The following is a 13,009-nucleotide window of genomic DNA, read 5'->3' on the forward strand; positions in this document are numbered from 1 at the left end:
AACCGCCGCGCCACCGTCGACATCAACTTCTAAGGCTCAACGGGGCTGGTTCATTCCAGCCCCCGCGACCTGAGAAGTACTGGTCAAACCTTCCGCCGAGCTCAGTTTCCTGGGTTCGGCGGTTGTGTTTGACAACTGAGCGTGCAGTGCTTTTTCTATTGGTGAAACTGAGGTTGAGCCTCTAAGAGAGCTTGCCTTTCAGAAAGATATCAGCGTTTGCTCGCGCCCTTTGATCCAGATTTCCCGGTCTCAGATGTCGGTGTCGTCAGCTTGACGGGGCGCCGCTTCCTGATTGTGTCTGCCCCGTTCGGCCCCTTCGGGCGTCGATTGGCGGGCGCGATCGAGGCGCGGGGCGGCGAGGTTCGGCGTATGCTGTTCAACGCAGGCGACGTCGCGGACTGGCGGCGAGCGGGCGGCGTCGCCTATCGTGAATCAGCCGACTCGTGGGCAGTTCATGTCACGCGGCTGGCTGCAGAGTTCACGGACATCCTCGTTTTCGGCGAAGGCGGTCCCTACAACCAAGGGGTGCTGAGTCAGGCGCAACATTTGCCCGCGCGCGTCTGGGTTCTTGAAAACGGCTACTTCCGACCGGACTGGATCACGCTGGAAAGAAACGGGGTCAACGGCTCAAGCGGCCTGCCGCGCTCCGCTGCAGGCTATCCGCCTCCCCCCCCCGAAATCCCTGTGTCGCATCCGGTTGGCAAGATCTTGCCGCACCATGTCATCAACATCAGCCGCTATCACGCGGTTCAGCCGTTTGGGCGGCTGTCGTTTCCTCGTCATCGGCATCACTATACGGTCTCGCCGTTGCAGCAGTGCCTCGGCCATGTCCGTCGCTATCTGAGCTTGACCTTCAGTTTGTCCGGCGACCGGGCGGCGGAGCGTCTGAGCCTCAAGGGCTCCTTCTTCATTGCGTGTCTTCAGCGCGACGGCGACGCCCAGTTGCTGCGTTATTCCGATATTCACGACAACCTGTCCTTCCTTGATCGGGTGATGGATAGTTTCGCTCGGTCAGCGCCCTCTGAAGCGCGCTTGCTGGTCAAGAACCACCCTCTGGACGCCGGCGTCATCAATCTGAACCGTGCGACAGGCGAACTTGCCGCCAAATACGGTTTGTCGGGGCGCGTTGACTTCATTGACGGCGGCAATCTGGCGCAACTGTGCCGGGCGTCGAAGGGCATGGTCGTCAACAACTCGAGCGCCGCTCTGTCGGCGTTGGGTTTCGGCACGCCGGTCAAGGTGCTGGGCCAGGCCTTCTTTGACTTCGAGGGGCTGACGGACCAGAAGAGTCTGGACGCCTTCTGGGGAGCTCCTGAGCCGGCGGATCGCGCCTTGTTTGCGGCGTTCCGCGCCTATGTGATCGGGCGGACCCAGATCAATGGCAATTATCACGAGCCGCGCGCGCTAGGCGCGACCGCTGAACGTGTGGCTGACGCCTTGGGGCGACGCCTGAATGACGACGTTCGGGGTGTGGCGTAACGGCCACCCCTGAGGGCTGTCACGTTTCTGTCATCTAAGTGTCGCCCTGACGTATGATGACGGGCCTAAAGCCGCCCCATCAATGACCAGATGCGCCGATCGCTGTTCCGGCTGGCGCTGCAAGGGGATCGCACACATGTTCAACCGCAACCTCGCCTACGGGGTTTCCGCAGCGGCCATCCTGCTGGCCACGTCCAGCGCCGCCTTGGCTCAAGAAACGACCGGCGGCATTCGCGGCGTGATCACGGATGCGTCGGGCGCGCCGATGGCGAACGCCACGGTCGTCGTCACCCACGTCCCCTCGGGCACCAGCACCACCACGGTGACGGGCGCTGACGGCGGCTATACGGCGCGCAACCTGCGCGTCGGCGGCCCCTATGTCGTCACGGCGCTGACGGCGCAGGGCGAAGTCTCGGGGCAGGTTCCCTCGGTCAGCATCGGTTCGCCGACGGCTCTGAATCTGACGGCGACGGTTTCGGCTTCGGACGGCGCGACCTCGGTCGCCGACGTGGTCGTGCGCGGCGTTCGCGGCGGCGGCCTGATCACCGGTCCGCGCACCCGTATCGGCGCCGAGGAGCTCGAAACCCTTCCGACGATCAGCCGTGACATCAAGGACTTCGTCCGCACCTCGCCGTTCGCGTCGATCGACCCGACCAACGGCGACGCGCTGATCCTGGGCGGGCAGAACAACCGCACCAACGCCTTCCTGGTCGACGGCATCCGTCAGGGCGACGACTTCGGTCTGTCTAGCAACGGCTATCCGACCGTGAACTCGCCGATCTCGATCTCGGTCCTGGAAGCGGTTCAGGTCGACGTCGCCCCCTATGACGTCCAGTACGGCGCCTTCCAGGGCGGTGTGGTGAACTCGGTCACCAAGTCGGGCGGCAACGAGTTCCACGGTGAAGCCTTCTACGAGATCACCAACCAGGATCTGCAGGGCGACAGCTTCTCGTATGAAGACATGTCGTCGGGCGAGACGATCAATCGTTCGGTCACCGGCGAGTTCGAAGAGAAGACCTGGGGCGCGACCCTGTCAGGTCCGATCATCAAGGATCGCCTGTTCTTCCTGCTGAACTACGAGAAGTTCGAAGCGACCGAGCCGGTGCTTTCGGGTCCGACGGGGTCCGGCGCCACCAACGAAGTGCCGGGCATTACGCAAGCCGACGTCGATTCCGTCCGTAACGCCGTGAAGTCGGTTTATGGCTACGATCCGCTGGACTGGTCGACGAGCGACCTGACCACCTTCGACGAAAAGTACTTCGCCAAGCTGGACTGGAACATCAACGACCGTCACCGCGCGGTTGCGTCCTATCAGCAGACCCAAGGTTCGCGTCTGAGCCTGAACGGCACCTCGACCAGCAACACCACGCCGAGCGTCGGCCTGCTGTCGCAAGGGTATGATTTCCAGAGCAACATCACGGCCTACAAGGCTCAGCTGTTCTCGGACTGGACTGACAACTTCTCCACCGAGCTGTCGTTCTCGCGCAAGGAAACCGAGAACATCACCAGCAACCTGGGCGGTTCGGACTTCGCGGCCTTCCGCGTTTACCTGGACCCGGTGGGCGCCACGCAGCGCCGCTCGGTGGTGCTCGGGCCGGAGCGTTCGCGTCACGCCAACTCGCTGACGAACGATCTGAACCAGTACCGCTTCGTCGCCAAGTATCAGAACGCGGGTCACCGCCTGACGGCGGGTTACGAGCGTGAAGATCTCGAAATCTACAACGTCTTCGTGCAGGCCGCGAACGGCGAGTATGAGTTCGCTTCGCTGGCCGATCTGCAGAACCGTCGCGCGTCCTACATCAACTACCAGAACGCCGGGAGCAACAATAAGGTCGATGGCGGCGCGAGCTTCAGCTATACGACCAACACCCTGTTCGCTCAGGACGAATGGGATGTGAACGATCGCCTGACGCTGCGCGCCGGCCTGCGCTTCGACTGGTACGAGATGTCGGACGAGCCGCTGTACAACAAGGCGTTCGAGGACAAGTACGGCTTCTCGAACACTCACAATCTGGACGGCATCAGCCTGCTGCAGCCGCGCTTCGGCTTCAACTACCGCGTTGACGACACCTTCAACGTTTACGGCGGTTTCGGCCTGTTCTCGGGCGGTTCGCCGAACGTCTGGGTTTCGAACAACTTCTCGAACCCCGGCAACCTGATCGGCCAGTTCCAGTGCCGCGCCAACGGCTACACCAGCCAGAACGTCAACACCGGCGTTCCGGTCTGCTCGACCGCGCAACTGGCGGCGCTGACCAACGTCGATGGTTTGAACCCGAACCAAGTGGCCAAGGACGCCGTGACCGAGAGCGCCAAGCTGGGCACGGGCGCGATCAACGTGATCGACCCGACCTTCCAGGCGCCTTCGATCTGGAAGACGTCGCTGGGCCTGACCAAGGACTTCGACCTCAACCGTTGGAGCATGGGCGACGGCTGGGCGGTTCGCGCCGAGTATGTGCACTCGGAAGTCGAAAACGCCATCGGCTGGGTCGACCTGAACATGGCCAAGCGCCAGAACGGCGTCGCGCCGGATGGTCGTCCGACCTATTCGGGCCCGAACGGCAGCCAGGTCGTTCTGATGCTGACCAACTTCAAGGGCGGCAAGACGGATCAGTTCACCGTCGGCGTGAACAAGGCCTGGTACGAAGGCTGGGCCGAAGGCCTGGGCTTCGACCTGTCCTACACCTACGTCGATGCGACCGAAGTCCACCCGGGCACCTCGTCGGTGGCCGCGTCGAACTTCGGCCAGGTTGCGGTCTTTGACCCGAACAGCCCGGGCGTGGCGACCTCGAACTATGAGATCAAGCACTCGACCAAGCTGAACCTGAGCTATAGCCGCAAGTTCTTCGGCGACTATCGCACCAGCTTCAACCTGTTCGGCGAGCGCCGCTCGGGTCTGCCTTTCAGCCACACCTTCAACAGCACCAACCTGGTGGGCGAGGCCAACGAGTACGGCCGCCGCAACCGCCAACTGCTGTATGTGCCGGCTGTGGACTCGAACGGCCTGGTCACCGCGACCAGCGATCCGATCGCGACCTTCGCGAACAACTTCGACTTCGCGGGCTTCAATGAGTACCTGCAGCGTTCGGGTCTGATCAAATACGCCGGTCAGATCACGCCGCGGAACGGCTTCAAGTCGCCGGACGTGACTCGCTTCGATCTGCGCATCTCGCAAGAGCTGCCGGCCTTCTTCCCGGGCGGCGCCAAGCTGGAAGGCTATGTCGATATCGAGAACATCGGCAACCTGCTCAACGACGAGTGGGGCGTGGTGCAGCAAGTGGGCTTCCCCTACTTCTCGCGCGCGGTCACGGCGCGTAACTGCCAGATCTCGAGCTGTGTCGCTGGGGCGGGCAACTTCTACCAGTACGACAGCTTCCGTGACTGGACGGCCACCAACTACAACAACCAGTCGGTGTGGCAGGTGAAGTTCGGCGTTCGCTACAAGTTCTAAGCGAACGATAGTGTGAGACGGGAAGGGCGGTCCGGCGACGGGCCGCCCTTTCTCTTTCTGAGGCGGCCCTGACGCGCGGCCGCGCTGCTTGAGGGCGTTGGCGGCTCCAACGGGCGAACGCGCCGTCGCCATTGAACCCGGAGCCGTCAGGGCCTATCTCGCCCCCTTCGTGCTTCATCCCTCTTATGTGGACGTTTTCGCCCCATGACTTCGCCCATGACCCTGCCTGTTCCTGCTGAATGGACGCCGCATCGTGCGATGTGGGTCGGCTGGCCCAGCCATGCCGATCTGTGGGAGGACAACCTCGAACCGGCGCAGGCCGAGGTCGAGGCCCTGGTGCGCGCCCTGGTCGGGCCGGGGCGCGAGCAGGTCAAGCTGATGGTCGGCAATGACGAGGCCCTGGCCGACGCGCAGGCGCGCTTCGCCGATGTGGCGGGGGTGACGGTCGTGGCCGGTCGCTTCGGCGACATCTGGCTGCGCGACACCGGGCCGATCTTCGGCCCCGGCTCGGCCTCGGCTCAGGCCTTTGTCTTCAACGGCTGGGGCGGCAAGTACGACCTGCCGCACGACGACGAGGTCGCCGACCAGATCGGCGAACAGACGGGCGTCGCCCTGACCCGTCACGCCTTCATCCTGGAAGGCGGCGCCGTTGATCATGACGGCGAGGGCACGGTGCTGACCACGCGCCAGTGCGTGCTGAACCGCAACCGCAACACCGGCTGGACAGCGGAAACGGCCGAGGCCGCCTTCGCTGAGGCCCTGGGCGCCAAGAAGGTGTTGTGGCTGGGCGACGGCCTGCTGAACGACCACACCGACGGCCATGTCGACAATCTGGCCCGCTTCGTCGCGCCGGGCGTGGCGGCCTGCCCGATCGGCTTCGGCCCCAAGGATCCCAACGCCGAGGTTTATGACGAGACGGCTTTGGCCCTGGCCTCCATGACCGACGCCGTCGGCCGTCCGATCAAGGTGCTGCGCATCCCGTCGCCCGGCCTGATCCTGGATGAGGACGAGCGTCCCGTCCCGGCCAGCCACATGAACTTCCTGATCGCGGACGGCGCCGTCGTCGTGCCGACCTACGGAAACGACATGGCCGCGCGCCTGGCCTGCGAGGCCCTGGCGACCGTCTTCACCGATCGCGAGATCATCCCCCTGCCGTCGACCGCCATCCTGTCGGGCGGCGGCTCGTTCCACTGCATCAGCCAGCAGGAGCCCGCCTAATGGCCCGTGAGATCACCGTCGCCGCCATTCAGACCTCGTACGGCGAGGACATGCAGGCGAACATCGACAAGACCATCGGCTTCATCCGCGAAGCCGCGGCCAAGGGCGCCCAGGTCATTCTGGCGCCGGAGCTGTTCCAGGGGCCGTATTTCTGCGTCTCGCAGGAAGAGAAGTGGTTCGGCGCCGCCTATCCGTGGCGCGAGCATCCGGCCGTGACCCAGCTTCAGCCGGTGGCCAGGGAACTGGGCGTCGTCCTGCCCGTCTCCATCTTCGAGCGCGAGGGGCCGCATTATTTCAACAGCCTGGTGATGATCGACGCCGACGGCGAACTGATGGGCGTCTATCGCAAGAGCCACATCCCCGACGGCCCCGGCTATCAGGAGAAGTACTACTTCCGTCCCGGCGACACCGGCTTCAAGGTCTGGGACACGCGCTTCGGCCGCATCGGCGTCGGCATCTGCTGGGACCAGTGGTACCCCGAAACGGCGCGGGCGATGATGCTGCAGGGCGCCGAGGTGCTGCTGTACCCGACGGCCATCGGCACGGAGCCGCATGACGACACCCTGGACACCGCCGCCCCGTGGCGGCGCGCCATGCAGGGCCATGCCGTATCGAACGTCGTGCCGGTCGTCGGCGCCAACCGCATCGGCCATGAGCAGGTGACGGCGGCGGGCCAGACCTTCTACGGCCACTCCTTCATCGCCGACCATCGCGGCGACCTGGTCGAGAGCCTGGATCGGGAGGAGGGCGTGCTGGTCCACGCCTTCGACCTGGACTTCCTGGATCGGCACCGCGCGGCCTGGGGCTTCTTCCGCGATCGCCGTACAGATCTCTACGGCGCCCTGGCGGCAGGCCGCCCGGCCTGATCCGGCTTCTAGAAGCCGGCTTATCTACAAAAAAGAGGCGGAAGACCGGGGTCTTCCGCCTCTCTCATTTTACGCGTTGAACGCTATCAGAACCTCAGCGTGGCGCCGAAGGTGAAGTAGCGGCCGATTGCGTCGTAGGTCTGCGGGAAGGTGTTCCCGTTGTTCGCCGACGTGGTGCCGATCTGCGAGCCGACGATCGGCGGCGCCTTGTCGAACAGGTTGTTGATCGTCGCCGTCAGACGCACCGTCTGGGTGATGTCCCAGCGGCCGCTCAGGTCGAAGTAGTCGTAGCTGTCGATCTGGGCGTAGTCCGGGAACCACTTGGTGCTGCTCGGCTCGACTTCGACGCCGGACAGGTGACGCCAGCTCAGCGAGGCCGAGTAGTCGCCCAGCGTCCAGGTCGCGCGGCTGTTCCAGCGTTGCTTGACCTTGGGCTCGCCGCACGAGACCGAGTAGTAGTCGACGCAGTCACGCAGCACGGAGACCGGGGTGGCCTGGGTTTCGTGCTTGGTGAGGATGCTGCCGTTGACGCTCAGGTCGAGGCGGCCGATGTCGCCCCAGCCGAAGTCGGCCAGTTCGACGCGGTAGTTGGCCGCGATGTCGAAGCCCGAGACGCGCTCGTTGCCGGCGTTGGTCGTCGGACGGATGACGCCCTTGGCGTCGACGCCGTTCAGCGAGCCGTTGGCGGCGCTGCGCTGGATGGCCGCACAGCTCTCGTTGAACGCCAGAGTCGGGTTCAGAGCCTTGTCGTAGCAGCCGTTCATGACATCAGCCAGGCTGGGGCTGTTGATCGTCTTGTCGATCTTGATGTCATAGTAGTCGAGGCTCAGGCGCAGGCTCGGCACGAAGGCCGGTTGCCAGACGGCGCCGATGGTCCAGGTGTCAGCCTCTTCCGGACCCAGGTTCGGGTTGCCGCCGGTCTGCTGGTTGACCTGGCCCGAATTGGGCTTGGCCACGTAGCCGATCGCGCCTTCCGGCACGCCGGTCAGACGGCACAGGTTGCTGAGCGTGCCGGCGGTGTTGGCGTCGGCGCTGTTGATCAGGTCCAACTGGCACGGATCGATCGCCATGTTGCCCAGGCCGGTGACCTGCGGGTTGAACAGCTCGCCGATGTTCGGAGCGCGGGTGGCGCGCTGATACATGGCGCGGATGCGGACGTCCTCGATGGGCGACCAGTCGCCGCCGAACTTGTAGCTGCCGTAGTTGGTCTTCGAACCGCCGGCCTTGAACTCGGTCTGGCGGTAGCCGGCTTCCAGGTTCAGGCTGTGGATGAACGGCATGTTCTCGATCAGCGGCACCGCCAGTTCGGCGAAGGCTTCACGCAGTTCGAACTGGCCGTTGCGATCCGGAACCGGCGCGCCGGTGCCCAGGATTTCGCCGTTGGCTTGCGAGGCCGCATCGCCGCGGGTCTCGGCGCTGGACCGGCGCCATTCCGCGCCGAAGGCGACGGCGATCTGGCGATCGCTCCAGGGGCTGCTGAACTGTTCAGGCAGGATGCCCGAGATCGAGCCCGAGGCCACGTCCTGCTTGATCGTGGTTTTGCTCATCGACGACAGGTTGATGTAGTCGATCATTTCCTGGGTGATCGTGCCTTCAGGACCGAAGACGTTGATCGGCACGCAGCCCGCGACCGGGGTCGAGGAACCGGGAACCAGGCATTCGGTCGCCGAGACGGTGTTCAGGGCGTTGCGCAGCTTGGACAGCGAGCCCCAGTTGCGGCGCGTCAGCAACTGCTCGGTTTCACCGTGCGAGATGTAGGCGTCGTAGTTCCAGTCGGCGTTGATGTCGCCGCGAACGCCGGCCAGCAGCTGAACCGTCTTGTTCTCGATGTCGACCGGACGGGTGCCCATTTCGGTGAAGCGGCGGTTGATGGTCAGGTCCATCATGGTGTCGCCGGCCGCGCCGGAGACGCATTTGGCCGGGTCGATCAACAGGGCGCCGCAGAACTGCTGGCGCATGGCGTCCGGGATGAACGGGTTGCCGATCGGCACCTTGTAGGTGTTGCCGAAGGTACCGCTCGAAGCGTTGTCCAGCGAGACGTCGCTTTGGACGTAGGTCAGGTGGCTGTAGACTTCGGCGGCCGAGTTGATCTTGAAGCTGCCCAGACCGTTGATCTGGTAGCGGCTCAGCGGCGTCTGGTACAGGTTGTACGGATTGTAGTTGTAGCCGGCCGAGTTGTAGTTCGGGTGGTCCGATCCGATCAGGGCCCCCGTGGTGGGGTCCAGTTCAGCGCCCGACGGCAGGGCGACGCCGCCCTTGACGGGGGTCAGGTCGAAACGACCGGGGACCGAGGTGCCCGAACCCAGCGGCTTGCCAGAGGTCGAAGACAGCGCGACCTCGCCCCAGGGACGACGCACCTGATACAGCGGGTCGGTCTTGGTGTAGCCGAAGCTGACGACAGCGTTGCCGCGGTCTTCGGCGAAGTTGCCGCCGATGGTGACGTCGAACTTGCGACGAACGGCGTCGTCCTCGCCCGAGAAGCCGTAGGAGGAGTTGACCTCAACGCCTTCGAAATTGTTCTTCAGGATGAAGTTGACCACGCCTGCGACGGCGTCGGCGCCGTACACGGCGGAGGCGCCGCCGGTGACGGTGTCGACGCGCTCGACCAGGGCCAGCGGGATGGTGTTGGTGTCGACCACGCCTTCCAGGTTGAACGGCACCACGCGGCGGCCGTTGATCAGGACCAGGGTGCGATTGGTCCCCAGGCCGCGCAGGTTGATGGTCGCGCCGCCGCCAGAGCCGTTGTTGGTGGCCGAACCGACGGCCGGCACGGCGGCCGGCAGATCCTTGACCAGTTCTTCAACCGCGACGGGCTGCGACATGGCGATGGATTCGGAGCTCAGCGACGTGATGGGGCTGGACGCCTCATAGCCCGGTTGGCGGATGCGCGAGCCGGTGACGACGATGGCGCTGACTTCGGAAACTTCTTCTTCGGCCGTTTGGGCGAATGCCGGCGTGGCGGCCATGAAGCTGAGGGCGGCGCCCCCGATGATGGTCGAAGCGAGCAAGGACTCGCGCACAATTCTCTTTCTCAAAAGAGACCCTCTCCTGGACAAAACAAGTCGTCGTTCGCCTCCTTACGACGGGGCTGAACGGACGGCTCGTGGCACTGCAGATCCCTGTGGTCTGCATGGCGACCTTACGGCGAGGCTTGCCTCAAGCAAGTCAGAATTGCGTCAATAATAGCACATGATGGGAAAAATAACCCATTTTTGAAGTATATTCGGAAAAATCAGCAATAATTACGCTCATTTTCTGAAATTTTGACTAACAATGTTATTGGACGCGCCGTCATGATCATCGATGCTGCTGCCCCAGGGGTAGCCGCGGTCGGCGCTGCAGTAGGAACGGCGTCCCTGACGCGCATTCTCGACCACCAGGCGCGGCCGCAGGCGCCCGGCGTCGCTGAAAACGTTGTCGGTGATGGTGTTGTAGGAGGGAGTTTGATGACGAATGACGCCGCGTTCGCCGCAGTTGCGATAAAGCAAGACGCCTGGACGCCCGCCCAGCTCGAAGCGGTTGCCGACGATGCGGTTGCGGGCAGAACCGTCGACGGCGATCTTCTCGCGCGGCGTCTCGGTGCGGATCAGATTGTGCTCGATCAGATTGTCCGCACTTTCGGCGTCCAGATAGATCGCGGTCGAGACGCTGCGGCCGTCCAAGGTCGAGCGGACCAGGCTCAGGCGGGTGACGCCGGGGCCAACGTACAGCGGAATGGTTCCGGATGCGCGGATCGTCACCCGCTCCAGCATCACATGGCTGGGGGCTGCGGCCTGCAGGCGCGCCGTGTGCTCGGGCGTGCGGGACGAAGCGCGCAGATCATCATAGCTTCCGTCGCCGCCCATGCCCCAGATTCGAACGGCTCCGTGAATCAGACAGTTCCTGATGCGGATGTCGGTCGGGCGGCTCCATGTGTCCGCATCGATGCGGCGCGACCAGACGGCCAGGGTCGGGGCGGAGGCCGCAACCGTGACGCCCGCCTGTCCCACGCTTCCTCCGGCGCAGTCCAGGCCGGCGCCGGACGCCTCGGCGCCGATGATACGGACAGGGCGGGTGATCGTCTGATTCGGCGTCAGTACGGCGCGGCAGGTCAGAATGTAAGGCGCGTCGGCTTCGCCCGTCAGCGCGGCGATTTCCGACGGGGTGCAGGGCCTTGCGCCAGGCAGAGACCAGGCTTCGACGGCGCCCAGCAGCAGGGCCGCGAGAACCGTCATCAGGGCAGGGGCGTCGCCAGCGCCCGGGTTTCGGCGAGGCAGCCGGGGTTGCGCGCGCCAGTCGCCTGAACGGCGGCCAACTCGGCGCGGGCGGCGATCAGATCCGCCTGGAAGGCCGGCTGGGCGACTGCGGCCCGGAACACCGCGCGACCCAGGGCGTCGCCGGCGGCCACGTCGCGCGGATAGTGCATTCCGCAGACCAGGCGGCTTCGGCCCAACTCGTCGCTCATGCGGCGGGCGGCTTCGGCATGGGGGGGATCTATGGCGGCGAAGGCTTCGCCATAGACGGCGCCGACGGTCGAACTGCCCGAGGGATAGGAGGGGCTGCGACGCCCCGCCTCGGTCAGGCGCTGGCAGGCGTTTCGCTGAAGGTCGTCGCCGACCGGGCGGGGGCGATGAGCGCGCGCCTTGACGCGCTCGGCGGCGCTGTCCGCGTCATGGAACAGCCGCTGCATCAGCCGGGTCAGTTGCGGAACGGCGGCGGGGTCCAGACGGGCGTTCAGGGCGCAGTCGAAATGCTGAAGCGCTAGCGGCGGCCGCAACTCGGCGTGGGCCGTGGCCAGCAGCCAGCGGTCGGTGTCTTCCAGGGCGGCGAAGCGGGCCGAGCGCGCCTTGTCGTCCTGATCCTCGGCGGAACCGGGCGCTGGCGGCGGCGGAACCGCGTCCGCCAGGCGGACCAGCGTGGCCTCGTCCAGATAGCCGGCCAGATCGGCGGGGCGGGCGGCTTCGGGGCGGAGCGCGGCGGGCGTCCCCGCGCAGGCGGCCAGCAGGGCCGCCGAGGCCAGGGCTGGGGCGGCCGCCGACCCGAACCGCGGCGACTTCGCCCGCATCAGGCGCCGGCGCTCCAGGACAGTTGCACCGAGGTCAGTCCGTCTTCGCCAGGGGCGGCCACGACCTGCAGGCTGGCGCCGTGGTCGCGAGCGGCGGCTCCATAGGCGCGGGCCTCGCCCTGGTTCATGGCCATGATGGAGGCTAGGCCCGCCTGCTCTGCGCGTTGACGATAGAAGGCCACGACGGAGTCGGGTGTAGCGTCGGTGTTGAAGGTGATCAGGCCGCCGGGCCCGTTGGGACCGCTGGCGGCGACGGGCGCGCCGTCGGCCTGGGCGCCTGGATATAGGGCGGCGAACGTCGGAGCGCCTGCTATGACTTCGGCCGGGACAGCGTCGGCGACAGGGGCGTTGTAGGGCCGGGGCGCGCTTGCGACGGCTTCCGGGGTCTCGACCTTTTCGGTCGTCGCGGCCAGCGCTTCATCCTGGGGAGCGGCCGGGCCGTCGCACGCCGACAGGCCCATGCTGAACGCCAGGACTCCGATCGCCACGCAACGCTTCATTCCGACTACATCCTTAATGCCGCCACTTGAAATCACACCGTGGCCTATCCATGCGGCGGCAGCAAGGCGGTTCAACCGGTCGGGGCGTCGACGTCGTCGCCGGGCTGGCCGGTCGACTTGCGGGCCTGCTCCGGTCCGCCGGCCGGGCGTGAGGCGGCGTCGCGCGCCGCGATTCCCTCTCGCGCGAGAGCCTCGTTGATGACGTCCTGGTCCGGATCAATGTCCGAGCCGGAGGCGGACCCGCCGCGCAGCGATCCGGCGCGCGTGTCCGAACCCGAATCCGTACCTTCCAGCGCCTTGTTCAGGGCGTCCCGAGTATGGCCCAGGTCCGACTTCTCGCCCATGGCGGCGGCTTCGCGGCTTTCCTCGTTTTCGGTCTTCGGGTCGGTCATGACGCTCTCCCTTGGCTTGAGAAGGACAAGCGGCCGGGAACGGTCGGGGTTCCGTCGGGCGG

The 13,009-nt window shown here is 65.5% G+C and carries 9 protein-coding genes; 4 read left to right on the forward strand and 5 right to left on the reverse strand.

The genetic code is table 11. The annotated features are described in order from the left end of the window. Window positions 1-216 precede the first annotated feature (216 nt). From EGK63_RS14175 to aguB, 4 genes are all read left to right on the forward strand, one after another. Complete coding sequence (locus EGK63_RS14175; RefSeq protein ID WP_125902025.1) at window positions 217-1,479, forward strand: capsular biosynthesis protein; 1,263 nt, start codon at window positions 217-219, stop codon at window positions 1,477-1,479. A gap of 136 nt (window positions 1,480-1,615) precedes the next feature. Beyond that, the gene (locus EGK63_RS14180; RefSeq protein ID WP_125902026.1) at window positions 1,616-4,927 is read left to right on the forward strand and encodes a TonB-dependent receptor; all 3,312 of its coding nucleotides are present in this window, start codon (window positions 1,616-1,618) and stop codon (window positions 4,925-4,927) included. A gap of 216 nt (window positions 4,928-5,143) precedes the next feature. Next, window positions 5,144-6,145, forward strand: a complete 1,002-nt coding sequence (locus EGK63_RS14185) for an agmatine deiminase family protein (protein ID WP_125902027.1) — start codon at window positions 5,144-5,146, stop codon at window positions 6,143-6,145. Beyond that, window positions 6,145-7,011, forward strand: a complete 867-nt coding sequence (aguB, locus tag EGK63_RS14190) for an N-carbamoylputrescine amidase (protein WP_125902028.1) — start codon at window positions 6,145-6,147, stop codon at window positions 7,009-7,011. Before EGK63_RS14185 ends, aguB begins: the two co-directional genes overlap by 1 nt. Before the next feature lie 86 nt (window positions 7,012-7,097). On the opposite strand, the gene EGK63_RS14195 is transcribed toward aguB, so the two are convergent. The 5 genes from EGK63_RS14195 to EGK63_RS14215 all read right to left on the reverse strand — a co-directional run bounded on the left by EGK63_RS14195 (window position 7,098) and on the right by EGK63_RS14215 (window position 12,947). After that, a complete protein-coding gene (locus EGK63_RS14195; RefSeq protein ID WP_243637701.1) occupies window positions 7,098-10,046 on the reverse strand; it encodes a TonB-dependent receptor domain-containing protein in 2,949 nt (982 codons plus the stop codon). A 213-nt stretch (window positions 10,047-10,259) separates the two neighbouring features. Next, complete coding sequence (locus EGK63_RS14200) at window positions 10,260-11,225, reverse strand: right-handed parallel beta-helix repeat-containing protein (protein ID WP_125902029.1); 966 nt, start codon at window positions 11,223-11,225, stop codon at window positions 10,260-10,262. Continuing rightward, window positions 11,225-12,055: a PA-phosphatase gene (locus EGK63_RS14205; RefSeq protein ID WP_125902030.1), complete on the reverse strand. Its 831-nt coding sequence runs from the start codon at window positions 12,053-12,055 to the stop codon at window positions 11,225-11,227. Before EGK63_RS14205 ends, EGK63_RS14200 begins: the two co-directional genes overlap by 1 nt. Then, on the reverse strand, window positions 12,055-12,543 hold the full coding sequence (locus EGK63_RS14210) for a hypothetical protein (RefSeq protein WP_243637702.1): 489 nt from the start codon (window positions 12,541-12,543) through the stop codon (window positions 12,055-12,057). Before EGK63_RS14210 ends, EGK63_RS14205 begins: the two co-directional genes overlap by 1 nt. An 83-nt stretch (window positions 12,544-12,626) precedes the next feature. Then, a complete protein-coding gene (locus EGK63_RS14215) occupies window positions 12,627-12,947 on the reverse strand; it encodes a ribonuclease (RefSeq protein WP_125902032.1) in 321 nt (106 codons plus the stop codon). Between the last annotated feature and the right edge of the window lie 62 nt (window positions 12,948-13,009).

This window comes from Brevundimonas sp. 357 (assembly GCF_003938605.1).
In the GTDB taxonomy this organism is placed as follows: domain Bacteria; phylum Pseudomonadota; class Alphaproteobacteria; order Caulobacterales; family Caulobacteraceae; genus Brevundimonas.

What these genes read in the sequence shown, in the direction of transcription:
- EGK63_RS14180 (WP_125902026.1), top strand. Translation starts at nt 1,616, where the DNA reads ATGTTCAACCGCAACCTCGCCTACGGGGTTTCCGCAGCGGCCATCCTG.
- EGK63_RS14185 (WP_125902027.1), top strand. Translation starts at nt 5,144, where the DNA reads ATGACCCTGCCTGTTCCTGCTGAATGGACGCCGCATCGTGCGATGTGG.
- aguB (WP_125902028.1), top strand. Translation starts at nt 6,145, where the DNA reads ATGGCCCGTGAGATCACCGTCGCCGCCATTCAGACCTCGTACGGCGAG.
- EGK63_RS14200 (WP_125902029.1), bottom strand. Translation starts at nt 11,225, where the DNA reads ATGACGGTTCTCGCGGCCCTGCTGCTGGGCGCCGTCGAAGCCTGGTCT.
- EGK63_RS14205 (WP_125902030.1), bottom strand. Translation starts at nt 12,055, where the DNA reads ATGCGGGCGAAGTCGCCGCGGTTCGGGTCGGCGGCCGCCCCAGCCCTG.
- EGK63_RS14215 (WP_125902032.1), bottom strand. Translation starts at nt 12,947, where the DNA reads ATGACCGACCCGAAGACCGAAAACGAGGAAAGCCGCGAAGCCGCCGCC.